This window comes from Kushneria avicenniae (assembly GCF_900112585.1).
Classification (GTDB): Bacteria; Pseudomonadota; Gammaproteobacteria; order Pseudomonadales; family Halomonadaceae; genus Kushneria; species Kushneria avicenniae.
Genome location: NZ_FOLY01000002.1, coordinates 1 through 15,953, shown reverse-complemented (window position 1 = coordinate 15,953; position 15,953 = coordinate 1). Strand labels below are relative to the sequence as shown.

16 protein-coding genes, 4 tRNA genes and 1 rRNA gene are annotated in these 15,953 nt (G+C 55.9%); 1 reads left to right on the top strand and 20 read right to left on the bottom strand.

The window, feature by feature from the left end; translation table 11 throughout:
• Positions 1-85: 85 nt before the first annotated feature.
• The 19 genes from rplL to cyoA form a co-directional block, all read right to left on the bottom strand.
• Positions 86-460 carry a 50S ribosomal protein L7/L12 gene (rplL, locus tag BM079_RS03375; protein WP_090130867.1) on the bottom strand — a complete coding sequence of 125 codons (375 nt, stop codon included), beginning with the start codon at positions 458-460 and terminating at the stop codon, positions 86-88.
• Between the two features lie 66 nt (positions 461-526).
• The gene (gene rplJ / locus BM079_RS03370) at positions 527-1,036 is read right to left on the bottom strand and encodes a 50S ribosomal protein L10 (protein WP_090130865.1); all 510 of its coding nucleotides are present in this window, start codon (positions 1,034-1,036) and stop codon (positions 527-529) included.
• A 234-nt stretch (positions 1,037-1,270) separates the two neighbouring features.
• The gene (gene rplA, locus BM079_RS03365) at positions 1,271-1,963 is read right to left on the bottom strand and encodes a 50S ribosomal protein L1 (protein WP_090130863.1); all 693 of its coding nucleotides are present in this window, start codon (positions 1,961-1,963) and stop codon (positions 1,271-1,273) included.
• A gap of 2 nt (positions 1,964-1,965) precedes the next feature.
• Positions 1,966-2,397, bottom strand: a complete 432-nt coding sequence (gene rplK / locus BM079_RS03360; protein WP_090130861.1) for a 50S ribosomal protein L11 — start codon at positions 2,395-2,397, stop codon at positions 1,966-1,968.
• A gap of 84 nt (positions 2,398-2,481) precedes the next feature.
• Complete coding sequence (gene nusG / locus BM079_RS03355; protein WP_090130859.1) at positions 2,482-3,015, bottom strand: transcription termination/antitermination protein NusG; 534 nt, start codon at positions 3,013-3,015, stop codon at positions 2,482-2,484.
• Between the two features lie 8 nt (positions 3,016-3,023).
• A complete protein-coding gene (gene secE / locus BM079_RS03350) occupies positions 3,024-3,392 on the bottom strand; it encodes a preprotein translocase subunit SecE (RefSeq protein ID WP_090130857.1) in 369 nt (122 codons plus the stop codon).
• 67 nt (positions 3,393-3,459) lie between these two features.
• Positions 3,460-3,535: transfer RNA gene (locus BM079_RS03345), tRNA-Trp, on the bottom strand.
• 114 nt (positions 3,536-3,649) lie between these two features.
• Positions 3,650-3,724: transfer RNA gene (locus tag BM079_RS03340), tRNA-Thr, on the bottom strand.
• Between the two features lie 18 nt (positions 3,725-3,742).
• Positions 3,743-3,816: transfer RNA gene (locus tag BM079_RS03335), tRNA-Gly, on the bottom strand.
• 40 nt (positions 3,817-3,856) lie between these two features.
• Positions 3,857-3,940 (bottom strand) — tRNA-Tyr (locus BM079_RS03330).
• Between the two features lie 116 nt (positions 3,941-4,056).
• Positions 4,057-4,896 (bottom strand): type III pantothenate kinase, encoded by an 840-nt coding sequence (locus BM079_RS03325; protein ID WP_090130855.1) that lies wholly within the window; start codon positions 4,894-4,896, stop codon positions 4,057-4,059.
• Positions 4,893-5,873 (bottom strand): biotin--[acetyl-CoA-carboxylase] ligase, encoded by a 981-nt coding sequence (locus tag BM079_RS03320; protein WP_090130853.1) that lies wholly within the window; start codon positions 5,871-5,873, stop codon positions 4,893-4,895. Before BM079_RS03320 ends, BM079_RS03325 begins: the two co-directional genes overlap by 4 nt.
• 136 nt (positions 5,874-6,009) lie before the next feature.
• On the bottom strand, positions 6,010-7,014 hold the full coding sequence (cydB, locus tag BM079_RS03315; RefSeq protein ID WP_090131921.1) for a cytochrome d ubiquinol oxidase subunit II: 1,005 nt from the start codon (positions 7,012-7,014) through the stop codon (positions 6,010-6,012).
• Between the two features lie 14 nt (positions 7,015-7,028).
• Positions 7,029-8,435 carry a cytochrome ubiquinol oxidase subunit I gene (locus tag BM079_RS03310; protein WP_090130850.1) on the bottom strand — a complete coding sequence of 469 codons (1,407 nt, stop codon included), beginning with the start codon at positions 8,433-8,435 and terminating at the stop codon, positions 7,029-7,031.
• Between the two features lie 183 nt (positions 8,436-8,618).
• A complete protein-coding gene (gene cyoE, locus BM079_RS03305; RefSeq protein ID WP_090130848.1) occupies positions 8,619-9,527 on the bottom strand; it encodes a heme o synthase in 909 nt (302 codons plus the stop codon).
• Between the two features lie 13 nt (positions 9,528-9,540).
• On the bottom strand, positions 9,541-9,876 hold the full coding sequence (gene cyoD / locus BM079_RS03300) for a cytochrome o ubiquinol oxidase subunit IV (RefSeq protein ID WP_090130846.1): 336 nt from the start codon (positions 9,874-9,876) through the stop codon (positions 9,541-9,543).
• The gene (gene cyoC, locus BM079_RS03295) at positions 9,876-10,505 is read right to left on the bottom strand and encodes a cytochrome o ubiquinol oxidase subunit III (protein ID WP_090130845.1); all 630 of its coding nucleotides are present in this window, start codon (positions 10,503-10,505) and stop codon (positions 9,876-9,878) included. Before cyoC ends, cyoD begins: the two co-directional genes overlap by 1 nt.
• A 3-nt stretch (positions 10,506-10,508) precedes the next feature.
• Positions 10,509-12,485: a cytochrome o ubiquinol oxidase subunit I gene (cyoB, locus tag BM079_RS03290; protein ID WP_090130844.1), complete on the bottom strand. Its 1,977-nt coding sequence runs from the start codon at positions 12,483-12,485 to the stop codon at positions 10,509-10,511.
• Positions 12,486-12,487: 2 nt separating this feature from the next.
• Positions 12,488-13,333 carry a ubiquinol oxidase subunit II gene (gene cyoA / locus BM079_RS03285; protein ID WP_245742846.1) on the bottom strand — a complete coding sequence of 282 codons (846 nt, stop codon included), beginning with the start codon at positions 13,331-13,333 and terminating at the stop codon, positions 12,488-12,490.
• A 684-nt stretch (positions 13,334-14,017) separates the two neighbouring features.
• Here cyoA and BM079_RS03280 point away from each other — a divergent pair.
• Positions 14,018-15,382, top strand: coding sequence for an MFS transporter (locus BM079_RS03280; RefSeq protein ID WP_090130842.1), 1,365 nt, complete (start codon positions 14,018-14,020; stop codon positions 15,380-15,382).
• 420 nt (positions 15,383-15,802) lie between these two features.
• On the opposite strand, the gene rrf is transcribed toward BM079_RS03280, so the two are convergent.
• Positions 15,803-15,918 (bottom strand): 5S ribosomal RNA (gene rrf, locus BM079_RS03275).
• Between the last annotated feature and the right edge of the window lie 35 nt (positions 15,919-15,953).

Here is a 15,953-nt window from a genome sequence, read left to right as displayed (position 1 = left end):
CCGGCAACAGAAAAAGGCCGGCGGCGGTCAGCTCATCTGACCGCCACCAGCCGTCATGCTATAACGCTTTCAGGCAGAACACTGATTACTTGAGTTCCACGGAAGCGCCAGCTTCTTCCAGCTTCTTCTTGGCTTCTTCGGCATCTTCTTTCGACATGCCTTCCTTCAGGGTAGCCGGAGCACCGTCGACGGCGCCCTTGGCTTCCTTGAGGCCCAGACCGGTGATCTCACGAACGACCTTGATGACGTTGACCTTCTTGTCACCAGCCGCAGTCAGGATCAGGTCGAATTCAGTCTGCTCTTCAGCAGCTTCAGCTTCACCGCCGCCGCCGGGGCCTGCAACAACCGCTGCAGCGGCGCTAACGCCGAACTTCTCTTCCATTGCTTCGATCAGTTCGACAACTTCCATGACGGACATTTCAGCAACAGCGTTGATGATGTCTTCTTTGCTCAGTGCCATGATTGCATTCCTGTACTTTGCGGGGCAAACCAATGCCCTGTGAAATTTTTCCGGATGACGCGTCGATCAGGCCGCTTCTTCTTCGCCCTGCTTCTGGTCGCGCAGCGCTGCGAGCGTGCGAACCAGCTTGCCGGCGGAAGCTTCCTTCATGACGGACATCAGCTTGGCGATGGCTTCGTCGTAGGTCGGCATACTTGCCAGACGATCGATGTTCTCGGCTTCGATCAGCTCACCATCGTAGGCCAGCGCCTTGACTTCAAACTTGGGCTGTTCGCGAGCGAAATCCCTGAGCAGACGCGCACCGGCGCCAGGATGCTCAAGAGAGAACGCCAGCAGGGACGGACCAATAAAAGTCTCGTTCAGGCACTCCCAGGAAGTGCCCTGCAGGGCGCGGCGTGCCAGCGTGTTGCGCACAACGCGCAGCTGGACGCCATTATCGCGGGCCTTTTTACGCAGCGCCGTCATGGCACCTACGTCAACACCGCGAGAATCGGCTACGACAACGGAGAGCGCCTGTCCGGCAGTTTCGCTGACCTCAGCGACAATTGCCTTCTTGTCTTCAAGACCCAGGGGCATATTTTCACTCCTCGTGCCGGCCACTTTAACAGTGGCCATCGTGGTTACCATCTGCTGAAGACATACAACAGAAGGGGTTGATGGCGTGCTGCCGACCGACAGCAGGCACCATCTGCGCAGGCCATTGACTCGGGAGCAATGATTAAGTCGCACCGAAGGACGACACCTGCGGTCTTTGACGGCGCCCCGCTCCACCACGGACACGGGGACCGCAAAGCAATTGGCAAGCGCTGATCAGTTCATGTAGGAATGATCAACGGTAATACCAGGCCCCATCGTCGTGGACAGTGAGACCTTCTTGAGATAAACACCCTTGGAGGTGCTGGGCTTGAGCTTTTTCAGATCATTGACCAGCGCTTCCAGGTTGCCACGCAGGGCTTCAGGCGTGAAATCAACCTTGCCGATGCCGGCATGAATAATGCCGTTCTTGTCAGTACGGAAACGTACCTGACCAGCCTTGGCGTTCTTGACGGCCGTGGCCACATCCGGCGTGACGGTGCCCACCTTGGGGTTGGGCATCAGGCCGCGCGGCCCCAGAATCTGACCCAGCTGGCCGACAACGCGCATGGCGTCCGGCGCTGCGATGACGACGTCAAAATCAAGGTTGCCCTTTTTGACTTCGGCAGCCAGATCATCCATGCCAACGATTTCTGCACCGGCTTCGCGCGCCGCATCGGCAGCCGCGCCCTGAGCAAAAACAGCCACGCGAACGTCACGACCGGTACCATTGGGCAGTACGGTAGCACCACGAACCACCTGGTCGGATTTACGCGGATCAACACCGAGGTTAACGGCAACTTCCACGCTTTCCTTGAATTTCACGGAGGAAATTTCGGACAGCAGCGTAGCGGCTTCATCAACACTGTAAACGCGCGAGGTATCGACACGGTCGCGAATCAGCTTCATGCGCTTGGAAAGCTTGGCCATGATCAGAGACCCTCCACGTTCAGGCCCATGCTGCGTGCAGTACCGGCAATGGTACGCAGTGCAGCTTCGAGATCGGCAGCGGTCAGATCAGGTTCTTTCGTGCGAGCAATTTCTTCGATCTGCTCACGAGTTACTGTACCGACCTTCTTCTTGTTCGGCTCACCGGAACCGGACTTGATGCCAGCAGCCTTTTTGAGCAGCACCGGCGCCGGCGGCGTCTTGGTGACAAACGTAAAGCTGCGATCGGAATAGACCGTGATAACCACGGGTGTCGGCAACCCGGCTTCCATATCCTGGGTTTCTGCGTTGAACGCCTTGCAGAACTCCATGATATTAACGCCGTGCTGACCGAGTGCCGGACCTACCGGCGGACTGGGATTGGCCTTACCGGCTGCGACCTGCAGCTTGATATAAGCCTGAACTTTCTTGGCCATGATGAGCTCCGATTGGGTAATAGCGCCTTGCGGCTCCCCTGACTATCGATGCAGCGCTGCTGCACCACCAGCACCCATTGACTGCTAGAGTTTCTCGACCTGAGAGAACTCCAGCTCAACAGGAGTAGAGCGCCCGAAGATCAGCACGCTGACCTGCAGACGGCTCTTTTCATAATTGACTTCTTCAACCACGCCATTGAAATCCGCGAAGGGGCCATCGGCAACCCGGACGGTCTCGCCTGCATCGAACATCGTCTTGGGGCGAGGCTTTTCGGTACCATCCTGAACGCGGCGCAGAATGGCTTCTGCTTCCTGCGGCGTGATAGGCGCCGGTTTTTCGGGCGTACCGCCGATAAACCCCATGACTCGTGGGGTTTCGTTGACGAGGTGCCAGCTGCGGTCATCCATCGCCATTTCAACCAGCACGTAACCGGGATAAAACTTGCGCTCGCTCTTGCGGCGCTTCCCATCGCGCATTTCAACGACTTCTTCCGTGGGCACCAGTATCTCGCCGAAATGGTCTTCCATTTCATAAAGCTTCACGCGCTCGATAAGCGAGCGCATGACCTGCTTTTCAAAACCGGAATAGGCGTGAACAACGTACCAGCGCTTAGTCATGCAAGCTCCTAACCAATAAGAGTCGACACCAGCCAACCGAAGAACATATCAATCAGCCAGAGCAACAGGCCTACGATGACGACTGCGCCCAGCACGATAGCGGTCGTTTGAAAGGTTTCCTGGCGGGTCGGCCAGACAACGCGCTGAATTTCCTTCTTGGCGTTTCTGGCAAGTGATGTCAGCTCGCGACCCCGACCTGTTGTCAGAGCGATGCCGATGGCGGCCACAACCAGCACAACCACACCGATCACGCGATAGATCATCGGCTGATCGGCGAAATAGACATTGCCCGCTACCGCGACAGCAACAAGCACCACAGCAGCAGCCCACTTGAGCGCATCAAAACGGGTATCCTGCACTTCGGCGGTCTGTTTCATGGGGAAGAAAACTCCTCAGGAGTGCGGCAATCGATTTACACACAAAAGCTGCCAATCTGAGGAAGACTGGCAGGCCAGGAGGGACTCGAACCCCCAACCTGCGGTTTTGGAGACCGCTGCTCTGCCAATTGAGCCACTGGCCTGTAACACTGTCGTCGTGTTCACCTTTGCAAGCGGCGCACACGATACCAAAAAGCCTGACGCGCAACAACCCAGACATCAGACTAAAAAGGGCGACCCTTTCGGCTCGCCCTGAATGGAGCTCATGGACGGAATTGAACCGTCGACCTCACCCTTACCAAGGGTGTGCTCTACCCCTGAGCTACATGAGCGCAACCCTTTGCAACAACTGGAGCGGGCAGCGGGGATCGAACCCGCATCATCAGCTTGGAAGGCTGAGGTTCTACCATTGAACTATGCCCGCCTGCCCAATCTTTCAGCCATCTCATGACCGAAAATAATCTTGGTGGAGGGAGGAGGATTCGAACCTCCGAAGCTTTCGCGGCAGATTTACAGTCTGCTCCCTTTGGCCACTCGGGAATCCCTCCAACTTGGCGGCAAATTATACCGACCCAAGAAGGCTTGTCAAGCCCCTGATCCCTTTCACCTTTGCATCCTGTGCTTGCGCCAGGATGACCAGCTCCGTGGAACGCGACGCATTCTGTCAGAGCAGCTGAGTGAAAGCAAGTGCTCGGCGCATTTCTGTCAAATCCGCCGGCGCCACGATCTCCGGCATGCCCGCCAGTTGCCCCTGCGCCTCGGCAGCGGTCAAGGGGAAGAGCGACTCAAGACCCGCATACACCATATCGCTCCAGCGAGCATGAGGCACTCTGAGCCCGCGTGATACAAGCTCGGCATCTCCCCCGGTCAATAGTAGCGGCAATGACACGCCATGACTGTCGCACAGCTCCATGTAAAGACGATTGATGGCGCTGGTGGCCGCCATGTACACACCGTGGTTGACCGCATCCACAGTATTGGTTCCCGGTGACAATATGTGCAGCACGTCCTGCTCGGGGTCGATCGCCACCTTGCGGGTACCAAGCTTCAGACTCTCTTTCATGAGCCTGAGCCCGGGGATGATATATCCGCCGATGTGCTGCCCGCCGGGCAATACCGCATCCATGGTAATGGCACTGCCACAGTCCACTGTGCAGCACCCGCCGGTCAACTGATAACCGGACAGCACTCCAAGCCAGCGGTCCACGCCGAGCCGCTCGGGAGCGTCATAGCCGTTACGGATACCGAGCGCCTCTGCGGTAGAATGTGCAATGTGGATCGTGTCAACGCGACGGCTCAAAAGCCGAACCGTGTCCTCAAGCACATCCGGGCGCGCCACATTTGAAATCCGGATGGCCTCGACGATATCCAGATCCGGAATGTCGGAGCCGGAGCGCCATTCATCACGCGTCCACATGGCGCCGCGGGCGCGAATACTACTGGTTTGCCGATCCTTCAAGCGCCACTTTGAAAGCGTGTTACCGATGTCCAGATCCAGAATCATGAGCAACCACGCAGACTGACTTCACCGCCAGCAAAACGCATGCACTCACCATTCCTCCTGACGATGAGATTGCCGGTATCATCCACGCCCTCTGCAACCCCCTCGCTCACCGTGCTGCCCTGATGAATTTGAACCATTTTGTTCTGGTACACATGATACCGATTCCATCGGTCACGCCAGGCAGCAAAGCCGGTCGCCTCGAAGCACTCAAGCAACTGAACATGTTGATCGATCATGGCGCTGACCAGCGCATTGCGCGAGATTTCGGGCACCAGATCCGTAATAGCGGCGACCGACTGATCGATACCCGTTCGCCCGCTGTCGGAAAGACGTACGTTGACGCCAACACCAATCACTACCTGACAGGGTCCAGCGGTATCGCCCTGAACCTCTATCAATATCCCCCCCAGCTTGGAAGTGCCCGAAGGCGTTGACACCAATAGATCGTTGGGCCATTTCAGCTCGATACTGACACCCTGCTCGGACAGGAGATCCGCCATGATCACCCCCACCGCCAGGCTAAGCCCCTCAAGCGCCCCTACCCCGCTCTCGAACTGCCAGCCGATGGAGAAGTGAATGTTGCCGCCCCACTCACTGTAAAACGAGCGGCCACGACGCCCCCGCCCAGCGCTCTGCCACTCCGCAAGACAGACCTCACCATGCCCTGCTCCCTGTGCAAAACGATCGAGCAGAAAGGTATTGGTCGAGTCAATCGAGTCCTCTATAAAAAGATGTCGGAGCGACTGGCGTGAAGAACGTGACAAGCCAGCCACGATATCAGGACCACGAAGTGGCTCTGGAGGGTCAATCAGCCGATAGCCACACCCTCGCGCCGCCTCGACGCTGAGCCCCAGCCCCTCAAGCTTGCGCAGCTGCTTCCACACTGCCGTTCGCGACACTCCCATTTCCTTTCCGAGCGCCTCGCCCGAATGAAAAGCACCATCACTCATCAGCCTGATCAGATCACTAATACTCATGGGGTTGCAGTCATTGTTCCGGGCCCTTGTATTCATCCACATCGCAACGGAGCCGCCCTTGAGGAGAAGCCTCGCACGAAAATAAAAAGGGTACCCCTTTGGGTACCCTTTGTAATCTCCAAACACGGGGTTGAGGTCAGTGATACCCCTCGCCATGGCGCACCTTGCCGCGAAAGACATAATAGCTGTAGGCCGTATATGCCAGCACAATGGGCACCAGAATCACATACCCCACGATCAGAAACGACTGACTGGCTCGTGCCGAGGAGGCATCCCAGAGCGTAATGTCGGGTGGAATGATCAGCGGGAAGAAACTGATCACAAGTCCTGAAAGGCCAAGGAAAAACAGCCCCAGCACCTTGAAGAAGAGGCGGCGCTCGTGAGCGTGCGTCACGTCATTCCAGATACTCCAGGAAAACAGCGCCACCAGAATCGGCACCGGCGCAAACCAGGCAATGTTGGGAAAGGTAAACCAGCGCTCGGCAATACGGCCATTGGACAGCGGGGTCCATATGCTGATCACGATCATGGCGGTGACCAGCAACAGCGTCAGCGGGCGCGCCAGTTGATAAAAACGCTGCTGTAGTTCCCCTTCCGTTTTCATGATCAGCCAGCCGGCACCCAGCAGAGCGTAGCCCGCCATCAGCGCCACACCTGTAAAGAGGGCGAAAGGAGAAAACCAGTCAAAGGTGCCCCCCTGATAGGCACGCTCAGAAACCGCAAGGCCGTTGATGATCCCCCCCAGCACAACCCCCTGACTGAAGGTGGCGACCATGGCGCCACCGCTGAACGCAAGATCAAACCACTTGCGTGAACGATTCGACTTGAAGCGAAACTCGAAAGCGATACCCCTGAAAATCAATGCCAGCAGCATCAGGATCAAAGGAAGATACAAGGCCGGCAGAATGACCGAATAGGCCAGGGGAAAAGCACCATAGAGACCGGCGCCCCCCAGAATCATCCAGGTCTGGTTGCCGTCCCATACGGGGGCCACGGTATTCATCATGACATCGCGCTTTTCGTCTCCACGGATGAAGGGAAACAAGATCCCAACGCCGAGACTGAAACCGTCCATCATGACGTACATGGCGACGGCAAAACCAATCAGCAGATACCAGATGACCGGTAGATCAATTGTCATGCTCAGGCTCTCCATCAATTCTGCTCTTCGAAACTACCGTCGGCCGCCGACATGGGCCGTTTGGGCTGACGTTCATGCCCCGGACCACCAGCAGGCACCATGCTCATCGGCTCGGTTCTGATCAGTTTCAGCATGTAGTAGATCCCGATACCGAAAATAATGGCATAGACCAGCATGAAGCCGATCAGCGTGGCCATCATGCTGGTCACGCTGTGCGCCGAGACGGCATCCTCGGTACGCAGCATCCCGTAGACCACCCAGGGCTGACGGCCAGCCTCTGTGGTAATCCAGCCAGCCAGCAGAGCAACAAAGCCCACGGGCGTGGTGAACAGTGCCATCCGCTGGAACCAGCGCGCCTCATAGAGCTGTCCTCTCCAGCGCAGGAAAAGCCCCAAAACGCCCATCCCCAGCATCAACATGCCCAGCCCCACCATGATTCTGAAGCTCCAGAATACCAGCGGCACATCGGGCCATTCGTCCCGCGGCCAGTCCTTGAGTCCCTGAATCTTGCCATCAAGGGTGTGGGTCAGAATCAGGCTGCTGGCGTATGGAACCTTCAACTCGAAGTGGTTGGCGCCATCATCCATACTCGGCAGGGCGAACAGCACCAGCGGCATGCCGTTCTCTTCCGGGTCGTTCTCCCAGTGCCCCTCCATGGCCGCCACCTTGGCAGGCTGGTGCTCCAGCGTGTTGAGGCCATGCATGTCACCGGCAATGATCTGCACCGGCAGCGCAATCAGAATGGCCCACATCGCCATGGAGAACATTTTGCGCGCCGCCTGATCACGACGGTTGCGCAGAAGGTGATAGGCGCCCACCCCGCCGACGACAAAACCCACCGAGATAAAAGCAGCCAGCCCCATATGGACGATTCGATAGGGGAAGGACGGGTTGAACATGATCTCAAGCCAGTTGGCCGGCTCAAAGCGCCCGTTAATGACTTCATAACCGGCAGGTGTCTGCATCCAGCTGTTGGACATCAGAATCCAGGTCATCGAAATCAGGGTACCGATGGCCACCAGACAGGTGGCTGCAAAATGGAGCCGTTTGCTGACCCGGCCTTCGCCGAACAGCATGATGCCAAGGAAACCGGCCTCCATGAAAAAGGCCGTCAGCACCTCATAGGTCAACAGTACCCCGGTAATATCCCCTGCCCGCTCGGCAAAACCACTCCAGTTGGTGCCGAACTCGTAGGCCATGACCACGCCGGAGACGACGCCCAGCCCGAATACCACGGCGAAGATACGTACCCAGAAGCGATAAAGATTATGGTAAATCTCGTTGCCCGTTTTTAACCACAGTCCTTCCAGCACCATCAGGTAGCTGGCAAGGCCGATCGAAAAGGCGGGAAAAAGAATATGAAAAGAGACGGTAAAGGCGAACTGAAAGCGCGCCAGGTCTAAAGCATCAAACCCCAGCATTGGCTTGGCTCTCCTGCCTTGGGTTCTGGACAGTCACGGAAACTATGAAGTTAGAGCATAGACGCAACAAAGTGAAACCCTCGGGACATCATGTCGCATGGCATCAGAACCGAGTATAGAAAGGTGTGGAAAGCAGGAAGAGCAATGCTGACCGACAGGATTGTCGATACAGCATTGAATAAACTAGGCGTTTACAGAAACAGGGCGATCGAGCTGCGCAGTGTCAGCCTGTGATGCGGGATGTCGATAATCGATTGCCATGACCGCACTCAGAACGGTCACTACCAGAATCGAAATGCCAAAAAGCTGACGGGCCCAGCGGGCGTCATCATTCTGGTGATAACGGGCAATGGCGATATAGAGCCAGTAGAGCGTCATGACCATCATGACCACCAGATAAACGTAGCCGGTATAGCCTGCAAACGTCAGCATCATGGCCGCCACACCAAAGGCCACGATGTAGGCCACGGTCTGGCGCTTGGCGGATGCCACACCCTTTGCCACTGAAAGCACGGGAATAGAGGCAGCCCGATAGTCTTCCAGTCGAAAGATGGCAATCGCAAAGGAGTGCGGCATCTGCCAGAGACTGAAGATCAACAATACCAGCAGCGCCCCCGAGTCAAACTGATTACTGACAGCACAATAGCCGATGACCGGAGGCGACGCACCTGACAGACTGCCAATCAACGTGCCATGCACTGAATGGCGCTTGAGCCAGAGGCTGTAGGCGCCCACATAAATCGCAAAACCGAACAGGGCGACCCCTGCAGACAGCGGATTGGCGACCAGCAGCAAAAGCAGAAAACCGGCTGCGCCCAGCAGACCGGCCATGATCAGCGCAGAGCGAACATCGATCGTGCCTTCGACAAGCGCACGCTTTTGCGTGCGCGACATGTATTCATCAATATCGCGATCAATGACATTGTTGAACACACAGCCGGAAGCAACGACCAGCGACACCCCGATAACGGTGGCGAAGAACAGCAACAGGTCGATGCTTCCTCTCGAAGCCAGAAAGAACCCCCCTGTTACCGAGATCAGATTGCCGAAGACAATGCCCGGCTTCGTTAGCAGGAGATATCTTTTGAGCATCGGGACAGGCTTCTTACATCCCTACCATCAGGTTGTGATTGAGGTGGAACATGATCCATACAGAACCGACGACCACGATGCCTACAATCAGGATCGTGAACCAGAGCGAGACCATGTTCCAGCGTGGCCCGGACCCTTCATCAAGGTGGAGGAAGTACACCACCTGCACCACGATCTGAACCACCGCCATGATCATGATGGCAGCCAGTGTCGTCATGGCCGACAGTGCGCCGGTCATGACCAGACCAAAGGGGATGACGGTCAGAATGATGGAAAGGATCAGGCCCGTGGTATAGGACTTGACGCTGCCATGGTCATGGCTTTCCTGTGAGTGATGCTGATTGGACATTAAATGACCCCCATCAGATAGACGATGGTGAAGACGCAGATCCAGATGATGTGCAGAAAGTGCCAGAACAGGCTCAGACACATCAGGCGCGATCGATTCATGTCGTTCAGACCCTTGGTCGCAATCTGGATCAGCAGGATGATGGCCCAGATGACACCCGAGGTGACGTGCAGACCGTGCGTGCCGACCAGCGTAAAGAAGGACGACAGGAAGGCACTGCGCTGGGGTCCGGCCCCTTCGGAAATGAAATGATGAAACTCATAGATTTCCAGACCGACGAACACCGCGCCCAGCACCAACGTCAGAGCCAGCCAGAGCATGGTGCCCTGCTTGTTGCCCTTGTTCATGGCAAGCGTTGCCAGCCCGATCATGAAACTACTGGCCAGCAGTACGAAGGTTTCTACCAGAACAAAGGGCAGCTCGAACAGCTCATGCGAGGTGGGGCCACCGGCATAGTTCGTGCCAAGCACGGCGTAGGTTGCAAAAATCGATGCAAACAGTACGCAGTCGCTCATGATGTAGATCCAGAAACCAAATACCTTGGTCGCTACCGGATCATGATGCTCATGGTCGTCGTGCTCATGCCCGTGGGCATGAGCGTCCTGATTGGTCATTGATTGTGTCGACATGTGTTACGCCTGATTTGACAATTTTTGATAACGCTGACTTTCGATGCGCTCGACTTCGGCAGCAGGAACGTAATAGTCAATATCGTCGTTGAAGGTACGCAGCACCATGGTGACGAAGATACCGATCGCGGAAACGATGGCCAGCCACCAGATATGCCAGATCAGCGCAAAGCCGAAGACAGAAGCAATGATCCCGATGAAGAATCCGGCCGAGGTGTTTTTCGGCATATGGATGTCCTGGTATTCGGCAGGCTTCTGCTCGCTGATGCCCTTCTCCTTCATGTCCCAGAAAGCGTCACGCTCTTCAACGACAGGCGTATGCGCGAAGTTGTAGAACGGTGCCGGGGAAGGAATGGACCATTCCAGCGTGCGACCGCCCCACGGATCGCCGGTTTCGTCGATGTTCTGGTGACGATTCTTGATGCTGACGAAAAGCTGCAGCAGCTGACAGGCGATACCACAGGCAATGATGGCAGCACCGATGGCAGCAACGATCAGCGGGAAATGCCAGTCCGGATTGTCATAGCTGTTCAGACGACGCGTCATGCCCATGAAGCCGAGTGCGTACAGCGGCATGAAGGCAGTGAAGAAGCCCACAATCCAGCACCAGGCAGACGCCTTGCCAAGCTTTTCGTCGAGCTTGAATCCGAACACTTTCGGGAACCAGTAGGTGAAACCTGCCAGATAACCGAAGACAACACCGCCGATGATGACGTTATGAAAGTGCGCAATCAAAAACAGACTGTTGTGCAATACATAGTCAGCACCTGGCACAGCCAGCAGCACACCGGTCATACCACCAATCGTGAAGGTGATGAGAAAGCCCAGCGTCCAGGCCATTGGCACGGTGAACTGGACACGGCCTTCATACATGGTGAACAGCCAGTTGAAGATTTTGACCCCGGTCGGGATCGCAATGATCATCGTGGCGATACCAAAGAAGGAGTTCACGTTGGCCCCGGCCCCCATGGTGAAGAAGTGGTGCAGCCAGACGATGAACGACAGTACGGTAATGGCGACCGTGGCGTAGACCATCGAGGTATAGCCGAACAGACGCTTCTTGCAGTAGGTCGCAACAACCTCGGCGAAAATACCGAAAGCAGGCAGTACAAGGATATAGACTTCGGGGTGACCCCACGCCCAGATGAGGTTGACGTACATCATCTGGTTGCCGCCCATATCATTGGTAAAGAAATGGGTGCCGATGTAACGATCAAGCGTCAGCAGTGCGATGGTCACTGTCAGAATCGGGAACGCCGTGATGATCAGGACGTTGGTGCACAGCGCCGTCCAGGTGAACATCGGCATTTTCATCAGGGTCATGCCCGGCGCACGCATCTTCAGGATGGTGACAAAAAAGTTCACACCGGTCAGCAGCGTACCGATACCTGATATCTGTAGACTCCATATCCAGTAATCCACACCAACGCCCGGACTGTACTGAATATCGGACAACGGCGGATAGGCCAGCCAGCCGGTAGCGGCAAACTCGCCCACACCCAGAGAGACGTTGACCAGAATAACGCCAGCAACTGTCAGCCAGAAGCTCAGGGAGTTCAGAAACGGGAAAGCAACGTCGCGAGCACCGATCTGCAGCGGCACGGCGATGTTCATGAGACCGACCATGAACGGCATGGCCATGAAAAAGATCATGATAACGCCGTGAGCCGTAAAGATCTGGTCGTAGTGTTCAGGCGGCAGATAGCCCTGTGCACCGCCCGAAGCAATGGCCTGCTGGGAGCGCATCATGATGGCATCGGAAAAACCACGGATCAGCATGATGATCGCGACGATGATGTACATCACGCCCAGACGCTTGTGATCCACGGAGGTAATCCACTCCTTCCAGAGATACCCCCACTTCTTGAAATAGGTAATGGCTGCAACGACTGCCAGCCCCATTACCGCCGCCACGGCCAGAACCACCATAACGATGGGTTCGTGGTAGGGAACGGCCTCGATACTAAGTTTGCCGAACATGTTTACTCCTCAGCCCCATGATGCGAGCTATCGCCCGACGTGATGTAACTGTTGACAATATCGGTATACAGGCCAGGCGTTACGGAAGAGAAATACTCGACCGGGTTGTTTCGGCTGGGTTCGGCCAGCTCGTTGAAACTATCCTGCTGCAGGGTTTCCGAAGACTGTCGAACACTGTCAACCCACTGCTGGAAACCTTCATCCGATGTTGCCAATGCCTGGAAGTGCATACCGCTGAAACCGTGACCGCTGTAGTTGGCCGACATACCGTGGTATGTGCCTTCCTCGGAGGCCAGCAGATGAACGGTGTTCTCCATTCCGGCCATGGCGTAGATCTGGCTGCCAAGCTGCGGGATAAAGAAGGAGTTCATGACACTATTGGAGGTCACACGGAACTCGATCGGCGTATCCACCGGGAAAGCCAGCTCATTGACAGAGGCAATGCCCTGTTCCGGATAGATGAACAGCCACTTCCAGTCCATCGCCATGACCTGAACCACGATCGGCTCCCTGTCAGACTCGGGCACGCGATGCGGATCCAGAGCGTGGGTGCTGCGCCATGTCAGGATTCCCAGAATCAGGACAATGGCAAGCGGAATAGCCCAGACAACCACTTCGATCTTGTTGGAATGAGACCAGTTGGGCGAATACTTGGCATTCTTGATGTAGTTGTAGCGCCATGCGAACAGCAGCGTCATGATGATGACGGGAATGACCACGATCAGCATCAGGAAAAACGATGTCATGATCAGGTACTTCTGTTCAGCGCCAATCGGCCCCTTGGGATCAAGAAGACTTGACCCCGTACAACCACTGAGCACAAATGCGACAGTAGCAAGCAGTGACATTCTCTTCAGAATGTCTGGATAGTTCCATTTTCTCATCTCACGCTCTCTTGAACGGCCAGCTTGAACACTTCGCTTTTACCCGACCGCAGGGGCCGGAAATGCGTGACAGGTACCTGCCCGCTTCCGATCACGACCTGGCAGCAACGTTCACGGACGGCATTTACCGTGCCAGACAGCCTGACGCTGCAGGAGTGTCTGATGGTTTTATCATTGGAAGTGACTGTCCTGGACGGATGCTCCCTGCCTGTGAATGCTCCCAGCAAGGAGGTGACATGAACGTCATCTGACTGACTGAAAGCCGCAGGCATGACAGCCCTGCATGGCACTATACGCTGCCACCGCTATTGTTCAGTTTTTCGCCTGTTGACTTCAAGTGCTGTGATAAAGCCTTATTTAGACTTTATCATTAGAATGCATGCCTTCACGGCGCCTTTATGTGAGCAGACACTTCGCCGTCAGGACGCTCTTTAAAAGCATTTTGAAACAACAATAGCCGAAAATATCGGGTAAGCAGCCTTGAACCACTGCGACAAAACACCGCGGCATGATACATGGAACCTTCCCCCGATTCCATTCGTCACATGGATAGCCATTTCAACCTGCCGGCCAGGCCCCTTTCAGCGCTTCATTCATGCATGGTCAGACCGTTAAAATAAGGACCTGCTTCAAGGTCTCCGGAGAATCATGAAACAAATCTCATTGAATGCGGGCGAGTACCGTGCAATTACCGGCCTGGGCATATTGTATGCCTTTCGCATGCTGGGACTTTTCATGGTACTGCCTGTACTTGCCCTTTATGCTCGAGAGCTCGAGGGCGCCACCCCTTTTCTGATCGGCATCGCGCTTGGGGGTTATGGTCTGACACAGGCCATCCTGCAGATTCCCTTCGGCACACTTTCGGACCGTGTGGGCCGCAAGCAGATCATCGCTCTGGGCCTTTTGCTTTTTTTTGCCGGCAGCGTCGTAGCGGCACTCTCCACTTCCATTTATGGCGTGATTGCCGGCCGCTGTCTACAGGGCAGCGGCGCGATTGCGGGCGCCTTGATGGCATTGCTGGCGGACAAGACCCGCGAGGAAACCAGAACCACGGCCATGGCGGCCATTGGCATGAGCATTGGCGTGGCCTTTGGCCTGGCAATGGCACTAGGCCCTTTTCTGGCAGAAATCTTCGGACTCTCGGGTGTTTTCTGGAGCACAGCACTGCTGGCGATTATAGGCCTGCTCATTCTCTGGCGACTGGTGCCTTCTGCACCGGCCAGACAGCATCGCGATGTTGGCGTTGATCCACGCCAGTTGACAAAAATGCTGTTTCAGCGTGATCTGCTTCGCCTGAATTTCTCTATCTTTTCTCTTCACGCCATTCTGACCGGCTGCTTTATCGCCCTCCCGCTTCGGCTGGAAACCCTTGGCATTGATGCCCAGTATCATGGCTGGGTTTACTTACCCGTCATGGCCGCCGGCTTTTTTGCCATGGTACCGCTCATCATTGCCGCCGAAAAATACAGGCATATGAAGGTGGTCTTCATGAGCGCCGTCGCGGCCATTACCATGGCACTTCTGGCTCTGGGCGAGATGGGTCATGCCAAATGGTCTCTGATTCTATTGCTGCTGGTCTTCTTTACCGGTTTCAACCTGATGGAAGCCATGCTGCCTTCGATGATCAGCAAGCTTTCTCCTGCCGGCGCAAAGGGGACTGCCATGGGGGTGTATTCTACCTGTCAGTTCCTTGGCGCCAGCGTTGGTGGTGGCCTTGGCGGCGCTGTCGCCGGACACTTTGGTATCGATGCCGTCTTTCTTTTTGCTGCAACGCTGGCAGCACTCTGGTTTCTGGCCATCATGAACATGAAGGTCCCCAGACACCTGTCCAGCGAAATCATTTCCCTGCAGGGCAAGGATATTATCGACAGCAGTAAATGCAGTAGACAGCTTCAGAGCATTTCGGGCATTGAAGAGGCTTTGATCGTCAGAGAAGAAGGTGTGGCTTATCTGAAAGTTGATCGCGATAGGGTCGACCGCGAAGCGCTGACGCGCTGGTTACAGTCTTCCTGACCTCTCCTCTAGTATTTTACTGTTACTTTTCTTTTAGTAAGCAGGCGACGCTAAAAGGCATCCAGATGGATGCCTTTTTTATTGTCCTGCTGTTGAGCATGGTCGAAAGGGTCAGTAACCGTATAAGGAACGATAGAAGGATCGCGCGTCCAGCAACTCTGTTTCATCTCGGATGGTCAAACCCGAGACATCTGTAGAAACACTCGAGCAGAAGCACTCGACCGGGTAATTAAAGATGTTCATTCAGACAAGGAGATGACGCCCCTGATCAATGGTCGGCGAAGAACATGGCCCTGCGGTCGCTGCCGCGCGCGTCCGGGGCGTGACGTGCGGGCGGCCACGCCCGTGGCCGCCCGGCGCGGCATTTTCCGAGCACATATAAAAGAACCCCGGTCCATTGGACCGGGGTTCGGAAGGGGTGCCTGACGATGACCTACTCTCACATGGGGAGACCCCACACTACCATCGGCGCGGAGCCGTTTCACTGCCGAGTTCGGGATGGGATCGGGTGGGACCGGCACGCTATGGTCGTCAGGCAATTCTGCAGACCGGCTGCTGTCAGGCAGCCGGT